At 57.4% G+C, this 19,117-nt stretch carries 12 protein-coding genes, 1 tRNA gene and 1 pseudogene; 11 read left to right on the top strand and 3 right to left on the bottom strand.

The window, feature by feature from the left end; all coding sequences use genetic code 11:
- Positions 1-109: 109 nt before the first annotated feature.
- From AC3IX4_RS02065 to AC3IX4_RS02050, 4 genes and pseudogenes are all read left to right on the top strand, one after another.
- Positions 110-3,853: a bifunctional diguanylate cyclase/phosphodiesterase gene (locus AC3IX4_RS02065; protein WP_489259029.1), complete on the top strand. Its 3,744-nt coding sequence runs from the start codon at positions 110-112 to the stop codon at positions 3,851-3,853.
- Positions 3,854-3,868: 15 nt separating this feature from the next.
- Positions 3,869-3,945: transfer RNA gene (locus tag AC3IX4_RS02060), tRNA-Ile, on the top strand.
- A 125-nt stretch (positions 3,946-4,070) separates the two neighbouring features.
- Positions 4,071-5,145, top strand: a pseudogene (locus AC3IX4_RS02055) (site-specific integrase).
- Positions 5,146-5,360: 215 nt separating this feature from the next.
- Positions 5,361-6,380 carry a hypothetical protein gene (locus AC3IX4_RS02050; protein ID WP_489259028.1) on the top strand — a complete coding sequence of 340 codons (1,020 nt, stop codon included), beginning with the start codon at positions 5,361-5,363 and terminating at the stop codon, positions 6,378-6,380.
- Positions 6,381-6,975: 595 nt separating this feature from the next.
- Here the strand turns inward: AC3IX4_RS02050 and AC3IX4_RS02045 are convergent.
- Together AC3IX4_RS02045 and AC3IX4_RS02040 are read right to left on the bottom strand one after the other, a co-directional pair.
- Complete coding sequence (locus tag AC3IX4_RS02045) at positions 6,976-8,043, bottom strand: IS630 family transposase (RefSeq protein ID WP_489256307.1); 1,068 nt, start codon at positions 8,041-8,043, stop codon at positions 6,976-6,978.
- On the bottom strand, positions 8,018-9,010 hold the full coding sequence (locus AC3IX4_RS02040; RefSeq protein ID WP_489259027.1) for a hypothetical protein: 993 nt from the start codon (positions 9,008-9,010) through the stop codon (positions 8,018-8,020). The genes AC3IX4_RS02045 and AC3IX4_RS02040 overlap by 26 nt, the downstream gene beginning before the upstream one ends.
- A 190-nt stretch (positions 9,011-9,200) precedes the next feature.
- Here AC3IX4_RS02040 and AC3IX4_RS02035 point away from each other — a divergent pair, with 190 nt between their 5' ends.
- On the top strand, positions 9,201-10,310 hold the full coding sequence (locus tag AC3IX4_RS02035) for an IS5 family transposase (protein WP_489259026.1): 1,110 nt from the start codon (positions 9,201-9,203) through the stop codon (positions 10,308-10,310).
- A gap of 171 nt (positions 10,311-10,481) precedes the next feature.
- Here the strand turns inward: AC3IX4_RS02035 and AC3IX4_RS02030 are convergent, their stop codons facing one another.
- Positions 10,482-12,143: a PHA/PHB synthase family protein gene (locus AC3IX4_RS02030; protein ID WP_489259025.1), complete on the bottom strand. Its 1,662-nt coding sequence runs from the start codon at positions 12,141-12,143 to the stop codon at positions 10,482-10,484.
- A gap of 188 nt (positions 12,144-12,331) precedes the next feature.
- On the opposite strand from AC3IX4_RS02030, the gene AC3IX4_RS02025 reads away from it, so the two are divergent.
- The 6 genes from AC3IX4_RS02025 to pqqB all read left to right on the top strand — a co-directional run bounded on the left by AC3IX4_RS02025 (position 12,332) and on the right by pqqB (position 19,115).
- Positions 12,332-12,793, top strand: coding sequence for an Lrp/AsnC family transcriptional regulator (locus tag AC3IX4_RS02025; protein ID WP_489259024.1), 462 nt, complete (start codon positions 12,332-12,334; stop codon positions 12,791-12,793).
- A gap of 261 nt (positions 12,794-13,054) precedes the next feature.
- Positions 13,055-14,737, top strand: a complete 1,683-nt coding sequence (locus tag AC3IX4_RS02020) for a flavin monoamine oxidase family protein (protein WP_489259023.1) — start codon at positions 13,055-13,057, stop codon at positions 14,735-14,737.
- A gap of 12 nt (positions 14,738-14,749) precedes the next feature.
- Entirely contained in the window at positions 14,750-15,550 is an 801-nt protein-coding gene (locus tag AC3IX4_RS02015) for a carbon-nitrogen hydrolase family protein (protein WP_489259022.1), read from the top strand.
- A gap of 37 nt (positions 15,551-15,587) precedes the next feature.
- Entirely contained in the window at positions 15,588-17,951 is a 2,364-nt protein-coding gene (pqqF, locus tag AC3IX4_RS02010) for a pyrroloquinoline quinone biosynthesis protein PqqF (RefSeq protein WP_489259021.1), read from the top strand.
- A 109-nt stretch (positions 17,952-18,060) separates the two neighbouring features.
- Positions 18,061-18,132, top strand: coding sequence for a pyrroloquinoline quinone precursor peptide PqqA (pqqA, locus tag AC3IX4_RS02005; protein ID WP_008365141.1), 72 nt, complete (start codon positions 18,061-18,063; stop codon positions 18,130-18,132).
- 71 nt (positions 18,133-18,203) lie between these two features.
- Positions 18,204-19,115: a pyrroloquinoline quinone biosynthesis protein PqqB gene (pqqB, locus tag AC3IX4_RS02000; RefSeq protein WP_489259020.1), complete on the top strand. Its 912-nt coding sequence runs from the start codon at positions 18,204-18,206 to the stop codon at positions 19,113-19,115.
- Positions 19,116-19,117 lie beyond the last annotated feature (2 nt).

Raw genomic sequence — 19,117 nt, 5'->3', positions numbered from 1 at the left:
TAGGGGCCTAACCGCCCTGCTCCCCTGCAAATAATAAGTCCAGCTACTCTCCCGACCCCGCACCAGCCCGTCTACACTCGAATCAATTTGTTGGAGCAATGAGGACGCCATGGCGAAGCTGCGGGCCCTTCTGTTGTTGTCTCTGCTTGCATGGACCGCAACCGCAAACGCCCTGTCCCTGACCGAAGAAGAGCACGCGTGGCTGGCGGCTCACCCCGAGTTGCGCCTAGGGGTGGATGCTTCTTGGCCGCCATTTGAGTACCGCGATGCACAGGGGCACTATCAGGGGCTCGCCGCCGACTACATTGCCTTGATCCGCGACCAACTGGGCATCAACCTCAAGCCAATCGAGCCCATCAGCTGGACAGCCGTGCTGGAGGAGGCCCGCGAGGGTCGCCTGGATTTACTGCCGGGGATCATGTCGACCCCTGAGCGCCAAAGCTACCTGTCGTTTACACGCCCGTACCTGGATTTCCCCATAGTGATCCTGGCGCACAAGGGGGGCCCTCAGCCCCGTGATCTTGACGACTTGTATGGGCTCAAAGTGGCTGTCGTAGAGAACTATGCCCCTCACGAACTGCTTCGCACCCAGCATCCAGACTTCAATCTGGTGGCACTGCCCAATGTCAGTTCCACCTTGCAAGCGCTGGCCACCAATAAGGTCGATGCGGTTGTGGGTGACCTCGCTTCCAGCGTCTGGAGCCTTCGACAGCTGAAGCTCGAAGGCCTGTATGTCAGTGGTGAAACGCCCTACCGCTACCAACTGGCAATGGCCGTACCGCAAGACGACAAGATTCTGGTCGGCATTCTCGACAAGGTGCTGGCGAACTTAAGCCCGGAGCAGGTCAGCAACATTCAAGAACGATGGGTAGGCAAAGTGCTGGACCACCGCACTTTCTGGTCCGACTTATTGTTCTACGGCCTCCCCGGGGTGATCCTGCTGGTCGTCTTTCTCGCTGGCGTCATTCGGATCAATCGCCGTCTTAGTTCAGAAATTTCCCGGCGCATTTCCCTGGAGCAGGAGCTGCGTAGCAGTGAGTATCACTATCGCGGGTTGATCGAAAGCCTTTCGGCCATCGCCTGGGAAGCCAACGTCAACGATTTCACTTACAGCTATGTGTCACCCCACGCTGAAGACCTGCTCGGCTATCCGGTAAGCCAGTGGCGCAAGCCTGGCTTCTGGCTCAGCATTTTGCACCCCGACGACTCGGCTTGGGCCCAGGCATTCTGCAATGCCGAAACCCAGTCAGGTCGCGATCACAGCCTCGACTATCGGGTTTTCACCGCAGACGGCCGCTGCCTGTGGGTGCGTGACATTGTCAGCCTGATCGAACATGGCCATAAGCCGATCATGCGAGGGTTGATGATCGACATCAGCGAGACCAAGAGAACCGAGGAAGCACTGCGCCTGTCGGAACAGAAGTTTGCTTCGGTGTTCCAGCAATGCCCCGACATTCTGTTGATCGCCAGGCTTTGCGACGGTTGCCTGCTGGAGGTCAATTCGGCTTTTGAGGAGCAGATAGGGCTTCGCGCTGTGGACGTCATCGGCAAAGCAGCCTCTGAACTGAACATCTGGGGTATCGATGGCATAGGCCCAAGCTTACTGCTGCGACTTCAAGCCGGCAGCATACGCAACCTGGAGATGCCCTTTCGTCGCAACAACGGCCAACTGTTCACCGGCCTCATCTCGGCCGAGCCGTTCAAGCTCGACACCACCCCCGCCTTGGTCGTGGTGGTACGGGACATATCGCAACTCAAGGAAACCCAACAGCAGCTGCAGACATCCGAGGAGAAGTTCGCCAAAGCCTTCCATGCCTCACCGGATGGCCTATTACTGTCGCGCCAAAGCGACGGTTTGCTCATCGAAGTCAACGAAGGTTTCACGCGTCTGAGTGGCTATGCCAGCAATATATCGATTGATCACTCGTCGCTAGACCTAGGCATATGGGTTGACCTGAACGAGCGCAAACGGCTGCTTGAGCTGCTAAACAAGGACGGTTTCGTTCGTGACTTCACCTGCCATATCCGCCGTGCAGATGGGCAAGTCCGGCTCTGTGAGCTGTCTGCTCGCCCCCTGCCGATTGGTGGCGAAGAGTGCATGCTGACCATCGCCCGCGATATTACCGAACGCCACCTCATGCAGGAAAAGCTGCAACTGGCCGCGACCGTGTTCGAGAGCACTGCCGAAGGCGTGCTGATTACCGACACGGCTCAGCGCATTACCGCCCTGAACCGTGCCTTCAGTGAGATCACCGGGTACAGCGAAGTGGAAGCCTTGGGCCAGACGCCTCGCCTACTGGCCTCCGGGCAACACGACAGCGCCTTCTTCGCGGCCTTATGGCACCAATTGAGTGCCGATGGCCACTGGCAGGGCGAAATCTGTAATCGGCGCAAGAACGGTGAGCTGTATCCCAGTTGGCTGACCATCAGTGCGGTGCGCAACAGCGAACGAAAGATCACCCACTTCGTCGCGGTGTTTGCCGACATCTCCAGCCTCAAGCGCGCCCAGGCCAAGCTCGACTACCAGGCCCACCACGACCCGCTGACCGGGCTGCCCAATCGAGCACTGTTTGAAACACGGCTACAAGCGGCGCTCAACAGCCAACAACAGTCCAATGGAAATGGCGCCGTCTTGTTCCTGGACCTGGACCGCTTCAAGCACATCAACGACAGCCTCGGCCACCCGGTCGGCGACCTGCTGCTCAAGGGCATCGCCCACCGCCTCAAGGAGCAGGTACGCGACATCGATACGGTTGCACGGCTGGGGGGCGACGAATTCATCATCCTGCTTCCGGGCCTTCAGCACGCCAGAGACGCCGAACATATCGCCAACAAACTGCTGGCCTGCTTCACCGCGCCTTTCCAGGCCGGCGAACACGAGTTCTTTACCAGTGCCAGTATTGGCACCAGCCTGTTCCCCCAGGACGGTATCGACGTCGCCAGCCTTATCAAGAATGCCGACGCCGCCATGTACCGCTCCAAGGCCAAGGGCCGCAACCGGGTCGAATCGTACACTCGAGATCTCACCGCCCAGGCCAGCCAGCGAGTGGCACTGGAACATGAACTGCGCCGTGCCATCGAACGTGAAGAACTGAGCTTGTGCTACCAGCCCAAATTCAGCCTCAAGACTCAGAGCCTTGTGGGCGCCGAAGCCCTGATTCGCTGGCATCACCCCAACTTCGGCGAGGTCGCACCCGAGCGTTTCATTCCGCTGGCCGAAGAAAACGGCATGATCCTGCAACTGGGTGAATGGGTGCTGGAACACGCCTGCACTCAAATGCGCGACTGGAACCGCTGCTACAAACCCTTTGGCCCCCTCTCGGTCAACCTGGCTGGCGCACAGCTTCGCCAACCGGATCTGGTCAATCGTATCGATGAGTTACTGCAGTCACTGCATCTGCGCCCAGACTCCCTGCAACTGGAGATCACTGAAAACTTCATCATGAGCCAAGCCGAAGAAGCCTTGGCCGTGCTGCATCAACTGAAGCGACTGGGCCTGCAGTTGGCCATCGACGACTTCGGCACCGGATATTCCTCTTTGAGCTACCTCAAGCGCCTGCCGCTGGACATCCTGAAAATCGACCAATCCTTCGTCCGCGGCCTACCCAACGACCCCCATGATGTCGCCATCGTCCGCGCAATCATCGCACTGGGCCGCAGCATGCAACTGACCGTCATCGCTGAAGGGGTGGAGACCCATGCGCAACAACAATTCTTGGCCGCAGAAGGCTGCGAACAGATCCAAGGCTACCTCGTCAGCCTGCCCCTACCGCCCAAAGAATTCGCTGCAACCTTCCTTCAGACAGCTCTTTCAGATTTTTCGGATAGCACTGTAGAGAAACCATCGTTATAATCCGCGACCTACTGAGGGCCTATAGCTCAGTTGGTTAGAGCAGGGGACTCATAATCCCTTGGTCGCAGGTTCGAGTCCTGCTGGGCCCACCATACTCAAAGCCGCGCACTGCGCGGCTTTCGTGTTTTTGGGTTGCCCCCTGTTTTTACAGTCCTACGCTCCAAGGGTACAAATTAGGTACAGTGCTGGTTCGCCAGCCGCCTAGGAGCACCCTCTCATGGCAACTCTCGTTAAAACTCCTTCCGGCACCTGGAAGGCTCTGATTCGCAAAACTGGCTGGCCAACCGTGGCTAAAACCTTCCGTACCAAGCGTGATGTGGAGGACTGATCTCGGCGTACCGAAGACGAAATGGTCAGAGGTGTGTACATCCAGCGCAGCGGCTCCGAGCGCATGACGCTTGAGGCTGCACTCAAGCGCTACCTGAGCGACATCACCCCCACCAAGAAGCCCAGTACCCAGCGCGGTGAAATCACCAAAGCCAAGAAGCTCATCGAGCACCTGGGCAAATACTCTCTCGCCGCCCTCTCCGCCGAAATCATCGCCGGCTACCGCGACAAGCGACTGAGCGAGCCCGGCCGCGATGGAAACATCAAGCAATAACACTGTGCGCCTTGAGCTGGCTCTGTTGAGCCACCTGTACACCGTCGCTATTCAGGAATGGGGATTGGGCCTGACGTTCAATCCAGTGCTGAACATTCGCAAGCCAAGCCCGGGAGACGGTCGCGACCGACGACTATCACCCGACGAAGAACGCCATTTGCTTGCGGCCGTGAATCGACACAGCAACCCTATGCTGGGTTGGATTGTGCGCATCGCCCTGGAAACGGGTATGCGCTCGTCTGAGATCTCATCCCTGCGTCGGTCTCAGGTAGATCTGGCAAAGCGCGTCATACGCCTCTCAGACACAAAGAACGACTCCTCCCGAACCGTTCCCTTGAGCAAGCGAGCCACAGAAGTATTCCAAGCTGCGATGAATAACCCGGTGCGTCCAATCGACTGCAATCTGGTGTTTTTTGGTGAGCCTGGAAAGGACGGGAAACGCAGGCCGTACACATTCACCAAAATCTGGGGACAGCTAAAGAAGACGCTCGATCTACCCGACTTCAGATTTCACGATCTGCGCCACGAAGCGGTGAGTCGGCTGGTCGAGGGCGGGTTATCTGATCAGGAGGTGTCGGCTATCAGTGGGCATAAATCGATGCAGATGCTTAAGCGTTATACACACCTGCGAGCCGAAGACCTCGTCACCAAGCTGGACAAAATAACGAGACCCAACACTGAAGTTTATTAGTTCAGGATGAGGGCATCCTGCCACGCCCCCTCACCTGCAAAGCTAGATGTCATCGAGACCTGACAACCACGCAGCACGAAGTCGAACACCTCAAAACCAGCGAAATTCTTATGAGCTTCAATCCCATAAGAGCTTTGTAAAGTAACTGTAGTACTTCCATTCACACTCATCGAAAGCCAAAATGCGCACCCCCGCAATTGCACCCAAGGACGCACATGCAAACGATCGTTGTTCGGTATCTGGAAACCGTTACGGGCAGCGGTGGTGCATTGGTGGAGACGGTGCTCGGTACTGAGACCTATGATGACATCAAAGAGGCGCTTATTCCCGGAGTCCCTCGAGCGAAACCGGGCCGCGATCCCCATCCAGTGTTCATCACGAAATGCTTCGTAGGAGTTAACAATCACCTGTGGAGATTGGAATCGGTATCAACCACGCAGGCGAATGCTCAGCAGCCAGCTATTTTCTCCGTTTTAATCAAAAGACATGACGTCTCAAAGGAAATATTTCTCTACCAGACCTTGAAATCAAACAAGGTGCTGACAGCACAGAAACTCCTAGGCCAGCAAGGAACGCTGGTTGAAGTGGATTACGGGTTCGTTCAGCAGACTGGTCGAATCAACGCACTGAGCAAAACGAATAAGCGATACATGGACACCCTGCTTGAGGCTGAAATGCATAAACGGCGACTTGCAGTGGTCGTAAAGGTGATTTCCGGAAACCTTATTCAGGTGGCTCCTGTTACATCCCAGGAAGTCAAGCCTAGCGACAAGACGGCGTTCAAGCTTGATCAAAGCACGCTCGACAAGATGCCGAGATATCAGAACAGCGGCAAAGATAGTTACGTTATCTGCAGTATGCTTGAGTGCATTTCTGTACAGAGAATTTTGCCGCCAGTCAGTTATTTCAAGAATGGTAGAGACTCAGGGCGTAACGTCAAATACGGTATTGCCCTCAGTCGTGCTGAAGAGAAAAAGCTGAAAAGCGCCTTGGTTCACGCCGTTGGAGCCTCTGATTACGTGCCCTACAACGATGTTCTGCAGGTTCAGCTTAAAGCTGACCATCTTCAGGTATCTGTCGAGTCATTGACGGCGGAGCTCGAAGCTCAAACGGAGCGGCTCAGTCAACTATCGGCAGTAGAGCGCTTGGCCAAAAGCTGGGCCGAAGCAATGGGACGCAATTATGAGGAGGAACTTGAGTTCCAGCGCGCCCTGGATGAGGAAAACAGGGCATGAGGATCACGACGAAGCTGTGTTTTGACAAGCTAATTAGGTTGACACAGCCGTCAACTGTCAATAGCATTGACGCACATGGCTTGGGAACCGAGAGCAGAACTCTACCTAAGCGACAGGGCTAATACCCTTTTCTGTGAAAGTAAAATGTACAAAGAACCGCCCATAAAAAGGCGGTTTTTTTGTGTCTGAAAATCGCTGATCTGAAGGCCAGCGACTATCGAGATGGGCTGGCTTCCCCCTAGCTGTGCGGCAGCAATCTCCCAGACACACCCTGGACTCTGCATAGTATCTGAGATCTCGTCTCTGTGTACGCGACAGGTAGATCTGGCAAACGCTTCGGACCTCTCTCAGACACCAGAACGACTCTTCCGAACCGTACTCGAGCACGCTTTTGTCACAGCAGATCGTGACACCGGAAAAATAGCTGGCTCAGTTGATTTCCGCCTCCTCCACTCCATCAGCATCGGCGCTAAGGCCATCGCGAAAGCGGCGCCAAACAATCCATTTGCAGCCTCAGCAAACACAGGAAGGTCAAACACCCCGTCGGCTAGCCTGGCAACCAAACCTAGTGTGCTGTCTTCGAAATAATTTATCCCTATGGTACGGCCTCAAGTGCCTCGCGAGCTCGTTGGATTTTGCTCAAAATCTCCTCGCCTTTCGCGTTCCAAACGTACCGGGTCGGCTGAGCATTTCTTAGTGCCATGAACGTTGTTATCGAGGATTCCAACTCGCGCACCGAGGCAAAGCTACCGTCTCGTAGATACACCGTGATGTCTCGGAAAAATCGTTCGACCATGTTCATCCAAGAGCTGGACGTCGGTGTGAAGTGCATATGGAAACGCGGGTGCTTCGCCAGCCAGGTTTTCACGGCGGCGTGCTTGTGCGTCGCATAGTTATCGACGATCAGGTGAAGCTGGAGATTCTTGGGGGTCTGCTTGTTGATCTTCTTGAGGAAGGACAACCACTCTTGATGACGGTGTTGACGTTCGATGCTGCTGATCAATTTTCCCTGCAGATAATCCAGCGCAGCGAATAATGTAACCGTGCCGTGGCGGGTGTAATCATGTGATTTCGTCTGGATGTGGCCGATGCCCAGAGGCAATCCAGGCTGCGTGCGTTCCAAGGCCTGCACCTGGCTTTTTTCGTCGCAACACAGCACCAATGCCTTGTCCGGCGGGGCCAGGTAAAGGCCGATAACATCCCAGAATTTCTGTTCGAACTGCGGATCGTTTGAGAGCTTGAAGGTGCGAGTCAGATGAGGCTTCAAGTCATTGGCAGCCCATAACTTATGGACCGTACTCGAAGAAATCCCGACCGCTCTCGCCATACTCCTGCAGCTCCATCGCGACTCGCCAATGCGAGGTTTCGTGACCTGCTCCAAGACGCGGCGGACAGTATCGGCAGGCAGCGACGACTTGCGTCCACGACCTGGTTTATCAATCAATCCGTCGAGCCGGAGCAACTGAAAGCGTTGGCACCAGTTGGTGACTGTCGGGAGAGAAAACCCAGTCAGTCGTGCAATCTCTTCCCGTGTTTCGCCCTGTGCTGCAAGCAGCACAATGCGTGCTCTACGACCTTCACGCTGGGGAATGGTGGCGGAGCGAACGCGCCGGTTCAGTTCGGCCTTTTCTTCGGAGCTAAGCGTAATGTCCAGTGCGCTCACCTGAAGCTCTCCAAGGGGGAAATGACACCTGAAGTGTAGGTGAAAAATTAGAAAAGCTATTTCGCAGACAGCACACTAGAGCCAAAAGGCTCCCTGGCCATCGGGCAAATCGGAGTGCTTCAAACCTCATATTATCCAGCATCAAAAGGTTGAGACGGACGTCAACACTCTCCGGCACCGGCACCGACACCGGCACCGCATCAACAAGCTCCCGCAGATCCAGGGTTCGATCAGCTTCTTTGATCGTTTCCTGTATTTTGTGCAGTCGACGCTGGTAAACGGCGTCTCTCACCAAGCCTTCAGGCGGAAGGGCCTTCAGTTGATGCCATCTGAAGGACTCCACACCATACTCCCGTAACAGTGCTACCGAGGTATAGGGTCGCTGGAGTACTTGCAGGTATCGCCCGTCTAACAGAGCTAACCACTCATCCTGCCGCCTTGCTGGCTCTATGAGCTGAATTCGTTTGGCAGCAGGATAATTCTGCTCATCAACCCAGGCAGCAATCGGTTTATTTCCATGCGTACGCATGAACGCAACACGATGCTTACCTTCATGCGCGGTCAATATGCCCAAGGGCTTGTACCAGGTGTAAAGAGCCTTGTTGGACCAGGTAAAGTTCGTCGAGTAGCTCTCAATCCTATCCGCGATCTCCTCTTCAGGGACGTGTTGAGGCTTCCCCTTGATGCTAGCCCCAAGGACATAGCGAGGATCAACAAGGGCTTTGAACCGCGCCGACTGGGATTCCTCCCAGTCGAGAAAAGGCACCACAATGCGTAGAAATGAATGCCCCCAAAAAGCGCAGGTACCACTACTGTCCATCCAGTCGTTTTGATACTCCTGCTCAAAATAATATCGGGAGCTCATATCCATCGAGAACTTAATGGAGCACAACGCCCGTGAGGCTCCCATCATCCGATCAGAGACCTCAAGGGACAGAACCTCTACCTTGTCAGCCATTTCACTCACTTGCACACTCCCTGCTGCAACCAGAATTAGACAAGGGAACAACAATGTCGCAAGACGACGAACTATTCCATGTGCAGTTGGGCAAGGACCATCCTAGGCTCTGTACGTAATTCGCGGAAACCGTGTCGAAGCCCTGCCAGCCCCGTTTTTTTTATAGAGTTCCCAGCCATCTATGGAAAGGAATCCTGTGATGGCAAAGCGATACGAAATCTCGGATGAAGCATGGGAGCTGATAGCGGATCTCTTTGTGGAACCACGTCGGCGAGGACGCCCGCGCCGTGATGACCGTCTCATGCTCAACTGTGTGCTTTGGGTTCTCTGTTCGGGCGCTGCGTGGCGCGATATGCCAGAGCATTTCGGACCCTGGTCAACGGTTTATCAGCGATTCCGAGACTGGAGAAATCAACGGGTCTTCGACCGGATGCTTCAGCGTTTGCACATCAAGTTGAACGAGAAGGGCTTGATAGACTTACAAACCTGGATGATCGACTCGACAGCGGTACGCGCAACCCGAGCTTCTTCAGGAGCCGGTAAACACATATTAGCCCGCCCACTGCGCATCGGCACACTGCGCGGCGATGAGCCCATGCAGGTTGTTTCCGGCCGAGTCGACCGCCCCACCGTACACTTTGAAGCGCCACCACGCACCGGGCTGGAAGAGCAGCTGGCCGACTTCCTTGACTGGTTCGAGACCAGCCGCAGCGATGCCAGCCTCGAACCATTGCTCCGCGCTGGGATTGCCCATTTCTGGTTTGTTACCCTGCCCCCCTTCAATGACGGTAACGGCCGCCTGACTCGCACCCTCACAGACCTGGCATTGGCCCAGGGCGAACAGCAGGCCATCCGCTTCTACGCCATGTCAGCGAGCATCCTCGACGACCGAGCCGGCTACTACCATATTCTGGAAGCCAGCCAGAAAGGCACCCTGGATATCACCGCCTGGCTGCAGTGGTTTCTCGGAACGCTACTCAAAAGCCTGGAACAGGCACTTGCCCGCATCGACAGATTGCTGGCCAAGGCGCGCTTCTGGCAGACGCACCGCAGCCAGGTCCTGTCTGCCGAACAAATCAAAGTGCTTAATCGGCTACTCGATGGCGGTGACCGCGGTTTTGAAGACGGTATAAGCGCCGCCCAATACCAGGCCGTGGCTAAGGTTTCAAAAGCCACTGCGACTCGCCATTTAGGTGACCTTCTTGAAAAAGGCTGCCTCGTTCGCCTGCCTGGTGGTGGTCGTAGCACCCGCTATCAGGCTAATTGCGTAGCGAATGAGCAGGCAGCGACTCATCCTAGACGCCCATAAGGCTCAAAAGGAAATGATAGAGCGCTCGCTCGCACAAACTTTCTGATCGGAGTAGAGATGGCAGCTACCTGTCACCCCCACCGCGATTAGCTTTTATTTCAAACTTTCAGCGCGTTTTTCAGCAGCGACTTAAACGCGAAACAGCGTCGCTTTCGAATCACGCCCACTCTCTCACTCATGGATATAACGACCTGGAGCAGGCTCCAGTTCACCATGACGTTTGCCCCCAGCCACTTTCGGGGCTGGTCGCTCTGCTCCGCCGCGCTCAGTGACCCAGTCAGCCCAATTTTTCCACCAGGTGCCGGATTGTTCGGTGGACTGCGCCAACCAGTCGTCTGCGTCCAGGACCGGAGCCGGGCCGGTAAAGTGACGTGCCTTGGGGTTGCTCGGTGGGTTGACCAGGCTGGCGATATGCCCCGCGTTGCTGAGCACGAAGGTGCGCGCGCCACCAAATAGCTGGGCCGACTGGTAGCAGGCTTTCCAGGGGGTCAAATGGTCCCCCTCTGCCGCCATGAAGTAGCTATCGCACTCGATAGCACCTGGCTCAAAGGGTGAGCCGAGCACCGTCAACGGCCCGTCGACCAGGGCGTTATGTCTGAAAACATCGAGGAACTGATCGTGCAACGCCGCTGGCATGCGAGTGCCGTCGGCATTCCAGGCCATCACATCAATTGCGGGTGGCGATTCCCCCATCAGGTAATTGTTGTGCCAGTAACTCCACACCAGGTCGTTAGGACGCAACCAGGCAAAAGCCCCAGCCATATCACTGGCACTCATCACGCCGGACTTGGCGGATCGCTGACGAGCCAATTTCAGCACGGGGGCCGGCGAAAACGCGCCGAGCTGCATGGGATGGTCAAAGTCCAATAGCATCACACCAAAGGACGCTGCGTTCACCGGGCACTTGCCCTGAGCCACACTGTGATTGAGGGCAGCGCTGAGAATGAGGCCACCGGCACAAAAGCCATGGGCGTTCACTTCGGCGCCATCGGTAATTTCCCGCACCACCTCCAGCGCTTCAAGTACGGCTGCGGCGTAGGTGTCGAGGTTCCATGTCCCTTGTTCAGGGGTTGGGTTGCGCCAACTGATCGTGAAGAAGTGCAAGCCACGGCTGACCGCGTATTCGATAAAACTACGTCCCGGCGCCATGTCGAGGAAGTAGTACTTGCCGATCATCGGTGGCACCAGCAGGACCGGACGCTCACACACCGTCTTGGTGACCGGGTGATACTCGATCAGCTCGAATACCTCACTTCGATACACCACCGATCCTTTGGTGACCGCCAGGTTCTCGCCGACTTTAAAGCGACTGGAGTCCACCTGAGTGGGCATGCCGCGATTATGTACCACGTCGTGGAGCCAGTTTTTAGTCCCTCGTACCAGGCTGGCTCCGCCCGAATCGAAGGCTTTTTGCAACGCCGCCGGATTGCCCAGCAAGCTATTGGTCGGTGCGGCGGCGCTGGTCCATAGGTCAAGAGCAAAGCGCAGTTGCTCCTTAGTACGCCAATCAGCTGTATCGAGTCGGTCGGGTAGACCATTGACGCTGCGTGACCAAGCCAGATAAGCCTGACCCAGTCGGCGGTAACCCTCATGTTCGCGCCAGGCCGGGTGGTTGAAACGTCTATCGGACTTCTCAGGTTCAATCTTTGAAGTGCCTAAGCCGACTGAAGCCAGCTGGGTCGTCAGTTCAGCACTGGCCGAGACGACTTGGGCGCTGTTCTTTGCCAGACGGGCTAATCGTGCGAAAAGCGATTCCTTTTGCGTTGCCTTGGCTTGAGCTTTTATAGGCATCGTTCCCAGAATGACCTGATTGCCCGTTCTTTTATTACTCATCACATCGGTTCCCTGTTTTGGACGAGCTTGGTTTTGAACACCTTAGAGTAGTCGTGTATTTGAAACATGGTCCGATTTGCCAAATTTTTTTTCGTCCCCGCCAGCAGCCTGATTCAAAATGGCTGGCGGCAGACGCAGCACCTGCGATTAAATCATCCGGCCCCAACCAGCCCCTGCCTGAGAAGCCCATGCCTGAACTGCGTCCCCCTACCCTCGACGACATCGACCGTCAACTTCTCGCCGCCCTGCAAATCAATGCCCGCGAAAGCGTGGCCATGCTGGCTCGTCAGTTAGGGATCGCCCGCACGACCGTCACCTCACGCCTGGCACGCCTGGAAAAAGCCAAAGTGATTACCGGTTACGGTGTGCGCTTGGGCCAGCGAGTGATTGATGGCGGCTTGCAAGCCTATGTCGGCATCACCGTTAAATCGCGCTCCGGCAAGGATGTGGTGCGCAAGTTGGGCACCATGGCGCAGGTCGAGCAGCTCTGCGCAGTCAGTGGCGAATTCGACTATGTCGCTTGGCTGCGCACCGACTCCCCCGACCAGCTGGACCAGTTGCTGGACCAGATCGGCAGCGTCGAGGGTGTGGAAAAGACTACAACTTCGATCATCCTGAGCAGCAAGATTGATCGTGGGCAGCCGGTTTGAGCGACACAATCCCAGGTAGGAGCCGGCTTTAGCCGCGATGAACGCACCGCGGTATATCAGGCAAACCGCGGTGCGCCCATCGCGGCTAAAGCCGGCTCCTGCCCCGTCACAATGCACACATCGCTCGTCATAACGATCACCAAACGCTCCATATGACGACACCTTGCCTCTTATTTACGTCTTCCGCCCTCCCTAAAATGGCCCTCAGTCGTTTCCTATACTCACGCTCTGCCCCCAGCGCCGAGCTCGACGAGGTCTGCCATGAACAAGAACAATCGCCACCCCGCCGACGGTAAGAAGCCCATCACCGTATACGGCCCGGATTTCCCTTTTGCCTTCGATGACTGGATCGAACACCCGGCCGGGATCGGCAGTATTCCGGCTGAGCGCCATGGCGAAGAAGTGGCGATTGTCGGGGCCGGCATCGCGGGCCTGGTGGCCGCCTATGAGCTGATGAAGCTAGGCCTCAAGCCTGTGGTTTACGAGGCGTCGAAGATGGGCGGGCGACTGCGATCGCAGGCGTTCGAAGGGACTGAAGGCATCATTGCCGAGTTGGGCGGCATGCGCTTTCCGGTGTCGTCTACGGCGTTCTATCACTACGTGGACAAGCTCGGGCTTGAGACCAAGCCCTTTCCCAACCCGCTGACCGGCGCGTCCGGTAGCACGGTGATCGATCTGGAAGGCCAGACCTACTACGCCGAAAAACTTGCCGACCTACCCAAGCTGTTCCAGGAGGTTGCCGATGCCTGGGCTGATGCCCTGGAGGATGGCGCCCGATTCGGCGAGATCCAACAAGCAATCCGCGACCGTGACGTACCTCGCCTCAAGGCGCTGTGGAACACCTTGGTGCCCCTGTGGGACGACCGCACGTTCTACGACTTTGTCGCAACCTCCAAGGCCTTTGCCAAGCTGAGTTTCTTGCACCGCGAAGTGTTCGGCCAAGTGGGCTTTGGCACCGGCGGCTGGGATTCGGACTTCCCCAACTCCATGCTGGAAATCTTTCGTGTGGTCATGACCAACTGTGACGACCACCAGCATCTGATTGTGGGTGGCGTAGAACAGGTCCCTCTGGGGATCTGGCGTCATGTGCCCGAGCGGTGCGCACACTGGCCAGAAGGCACCAGCCTGAGCAGCTTGCACCGGGGGGCGCCGCGTTCAGGGGTAAAGAGTATTGCCCGGGCACCCGACGGTCGCCTGGCCGTCACCGACAATTGGGGCGACACCCGCCAATATGCCGCGGTACTGACCACATGCCAGAGCTGGCTGCTGACCACTCAGATCGAATGCGAAGAGTCTTTATTCTCGCAAAAAATGTGGATGGCACTGGACCGCACCCGTTACATGCAATCGTCGAAAACTTTCGTGATGGTCGACCGACCGTTCTGGAAAGACAAAGACCCGCAAACCGGCCGTGATGTCATGAGCATGACCCTCACCGACCGCCTGACGCGCGGCACTTATCTGTTCGACAACGGCGACGACAAGCCGGGCGTGATCTGTCTGTCATATTCCTGGATGAGCGACGCCTTGAAAATGCTGCCGCACCCGGTGGAGAAGCGCGTCAAACTGGCGCTCGACGCACTGAAAAAGATCTACCCAAAGGTGGATATCGCCGGGCGCATTATCGGCGACCCGATCACAGTGTCCTGGGAAGCCGACCCGCATTTTCTCGGTGCTTTCAAAGGCGCGCTACCGGGGCACTACCGTTACAATCAACGCATGTATGCCCACTTCATGCAGGACCAGATGCCCGCCGAGCAGCGCGGCATCTTCATCGCTGGCGATGATGTGTCCTGGACGCCGGCCTGGGTCGAAGGCGCAGTCCAGACTTCGCTCAATGCGGTGTGGGGCATCATGAATCACTTTGGTGGCCACACTCATGCACACAACCCTGGCCCCGGCGATGTGTTCAAGGACATCGGCCCCATCGCCCTGCCGGACTGAGAGGAACAACCCATGCGCATCGCCTTGTTTCAATGTGCTCCACAACCGCTGCAGGAAACCGCCAACCTTGAACGCCTGCGGTTGCAGGCCCATGAGGCCGGTGCACGCGGTGCGAACCTGTTGGTCTGCCCAGAAATGTTCCTGAGCGGCTACAACATCGGTACCGAGGCTGTAGCGCGCCTGGCCCAGCCCCACGATGGCCCATCAGCACAGCAAGTTGCAGACATTGCTCGCAGTTGCGGTATCGCCATTGTCTATGGCTATCCGGAGCGTGGTGCTGATGGACGGATCTACAACAGCGTGCAATTGATCGACGCGCAGGGCCAGGCACAAGGCAACTATCGCAAGACCCATCTGTTTGGCGAACTGGACCGACAGATGTTCAGCGCGGGCGCTGGCGATTTTCCGATTATCGAACTCAACGGTTGGCGCTTGGGGCTTTTGATCTGCTACGACCTGGAGTTTCCCGAGAATACCCGGCGCCTGGCGCTGGCCGGCGCTGAGCTGATCCTGGTGCCAACCGCCAACATGAAGCCTTACGACTTCGTGGCCCAGGTCACGGTGCGCGCCCGCGCCCATGAAAACCAGTGCTATGTGGCCTACGCCAACTATTGCGACAACGAAGGCGAGATCCACTATTGCGGGCAAAGCAGCATTGCCGCGCCCGATGGCAGTGTGCTTGCGCAGGCGCAGGAGAGTAGCGAAATGCTGGTCGTCACCCTGGACCGAGAGATGATGACCCACACCCGCGCCCATACGCCTTACCTGCAGGATCGACGCCCGGAACTGTATGGCGACCTGAGCAAAGGCTGAAGCCTGTGACAAGGTTATCCGCTAGCATGACGGCTCTATGGACCACTCCCCTCAAGTCGTCATGCCCCAGTACCTGACCCTGGCCAATGGCCTGCGGGTCAGCCTGCACAGTGCCCCTCACCTCAAGCGTTGTGCGGCCGCCCTGCGGGTAGCCGCCGGCAGTCATGATGTGGACCGGCGCTGGCCCGGGCTTGCGCATTTCCTCGAGCACCTTTTCTTCCTGGGCAGCGATCGTTTTCCCGCAGCCGATGGGCTGATGCGCTATGTGCAGCGGCACGGCGGGCAGGTCAATGCCAGCACCCGAGAGCGCACCACCGATTACTTTTTCGAAGTACCTGTCGCCGCCTTTGCAGGTGGTCTGGAGCGCCTGTGCGACATGCTGGCCCACCCACGGCTGGCGCTGAGCGAGCAGTTGGGTGAGCGTGAAGTGCTTCACGCCGAATTTATCGCCTGGTCGCGGGATGCCGCCGCCCAACAGCAATACAGCCTATTGCAGCAACTTTCTGCGGTGCACCCGTTGCGCGGCTTTCATGCTGGCAATCGCTACAGCCTGCCGGTGCCTCGCCCCGACTTTCAACGTGCGTTAAAGCAATTTCACAGCACCTTCTACCAAGCCGGGCAAATGACCTTGAGCCTGGCTGGGCCGCAGTCCTTGCACGCGCTCGAAACACTGGCCCGGCAGTTCTCAACAATGTTTGTCGGTGGCGAACCCGTACAACAGCAACAGCCGCCGGCACTGCTCGGCGGCTTACAAGAGAGCAGGCTGTTGTTCGCATTAGAGGGATTGCCCGCGGGTGCTCTGCAAGCCATTGAGTTCCTTGGCACTTGGCTCACCGATGAACAACTGGGCGGGTTGGTCGCGCAACTGCGCCAGCAAACGGGCTTGCAGAGGTTGACCTGCAAACCGCTGTACCAGTTTGCCGGCCAGGCCCTGCTGCATATCGAACTGGAACCGGCCTCGCTCAAGACCAACTCGACCGCCATGGGCCTTGTGTACGACTGGCTGGTTTTTTTCCAGCACGCTGACTGGCAACCGCTGATCGACGAGTACACCTTGCTTCGTCAACGCCAACTGGCTACCAGCAACGCGCTGGCGATTGCACGGCATGATTGTGAGCACTATGACGAGCGCGAAGTCGTCAGTAACGCCCTGCCGGGTGTGCTGCGCCAGATGCTCGATCATCCTGTAGAACGTGTCGCTCCAGAAAAGCCCTGGCAACTCCCCGTCCCCAATCTTTTGCTCAGAACCTGCGTACAAGCATTGCCGTCCCTGCCCTGCCCTATGGGCTTGACGCTGAGCAGCGCTTTGCCCGCCAAAGGCGAGTGGGCAGCGGTGTACCTGCAATGGCGCCTCGCGTCACCGCTGCACAGCAACCATTTCAATGGGCTCAATCAGGGATTGCAGGGCCTCGCCCAACGCGCTCGGCAGGCGGGGGCCGAGTTGAACTTGAGTGCTTGTGGTCCGTTGTTGCAGCTCAGATGCAGGGGTATCGCCACTCCCATTGCCGAGGTGTTGCGTCAGGCGCTGACGCTGCTTGGACAACCGCTTAGCCAACACGATGGTGAAGACCTCAACGCGCCGCCACTCATGCCGCTTCGCGAGTTGATCCAGCGACTGCCCGAACAACTGCACAGCACCTGCAAAATCACCAGCACACCTGCGGGCAACCGCACTGTCCTGTGGATAACTGCACAATGGCAAGCCATGGCCACCGGTTTATCCACAAGCCAGAGCGTTGAACTCTTTCACGCGCTATCCAACACGCCAGGACAAGCGCAGGTCATCCGGCAGCCTTCACCGTCGCTATCCCCTGAACGTCATTGGCGCCAGCTATCACTGCCTGGCAGTGAGCAGGCCGTCTTGCTGTTCTATCCCTGCCCCGCCGCCCAGGAAGCCGTCTGGCGACTGTTGGCACACCTGCTTCAAGGCCCGTTCTACCAACGCCTGCGCGTGGAGTTGCAGTTGGGCTATGCAGTGTTCAGTGCCTTTCGCCAGCTACAGGGCCAGCAAGGGATTGTGTTGGGCGTCCAGTCTCCCAACGCCACGGCGAGTGAGATCGTCGACCAGATCCAGAACCTGCTCGACGAACAGGCAGTAGCGATCAGTACCTTGCCGCAGACAGAGCTGCACCATCAGATCCAGTCCCTGAGCGACCCATTCGATAACCGTGTGATGGACGACGCTGATATCGCCGAATGGGCGTGGCAGGCCCATTTGGGCGAGCGCTCGTCGGATAGTCTGCAAGACTTGCAGAACGCATTGCGGGCTATCGACTCCAATACCTTGAGCACTGCAGCGCACCACTTGGCACACGCTAAGTACGGCGTGACCTGCCTGACCAACGGTGAGACCAACAATGACAGTTGGCGGTTTGAACGCGGATCATTACCGCTGCTGTAACGTTTTTTCTTGGATAATCGGGCATATCCAACCCGAAAAATTGAGTAACATAACTAACCATCTACAGTGTGTAGTGACCTACTAAACCCCATCCTGAAGGAGAACGCCCATGTGGACCAAACCTGCTTACACTGATTTGCGTATCGGCTTTGAAGTGACCATGTACTTCGCCAGCCGCTGAATGCGGTTGCCGTACAACGCCTCGGTCAGCCGGGGCGTTTTCATTTTCAGGCGCCGCACGATGGAGCAGCCATGTACATCCAGATTTTAGGTTCGGCCGCCGGCGGCGGTTTCCCGCAGTGGAACTGCAACTGCGTCAACTGCAAGGGCTTTCGTGAAGGGACGCTTCGGGCCAAGGCGCGCACCCAATCCTCCATTGCCCTGTCCGATGATGGCGTGCATTGGGTGCTGTGCAATGCATCCCCGGACATACGCGCGCAACTGCAAGGCTTCGCCCCGATGCAGCCTGCACGGGCCCTGCGCGACACTGGCATCAATGCCATTGTCCTGCTCGACAGCCAGATCGACCACACCACCGGCCTGCTCAGCCTGCGCGAAGGTTGCCCGCATCAGGTCTGGTGCACTGACATGGTCCATCAGGACCTGAGCACCGGCTTTCCCTTGTTCAACATGCTCAGCCACTGGAACGGTGGTTTGATCTGGAACCGGATCGAGCTCGAAGGCAGCTTCGTCATCGACGCCTGCCCGAACCTGCGCTTCACCCCGTTCCCACTGCGCAGCGCCGCACCGCCCTACTCTCCGCACCGCTTCGACCCACACCCTGGCGACAACCTGGGCCTGATCGTCGAAGACCTGCGCACCGGCGGCAAGCTGTTCTACGCCCCGGGCCTGGGCCAGTTCGACGACGCCCTGCTGGAGAAGATGCATCAAGCCGATTGCCTGCTGGTCGACGGGACGCTGTGGAACGATGACGAGATGCAGCGCCGTGGCGTCGGCACGCGCACCGGTCGCGAGATGGGCCACCTGGCGCAAAACGGTCCGGGCGGCATGCTTGAAGTACTGGAGCAGTTCCCGCGCCAGCGCAAGGTGCTGATTCACATCAACAACACCAACCCGATCCTCGATGAAGACTCCGCTGAACGCGTAGAAGTCGAGCTCCGGGGCGTCGAAGTCGCTTTCGACGGCATGAGCATCGAGTTGTAGGA

Source organism: Pseudomonas sp. KH_021 (assembly GCF_057838865.1).
The sequence above is the reverse complement of the archived record's forward strand: the minus strand, read 5'-3'. Positions and strand labels throughout refer to the sequence as shown.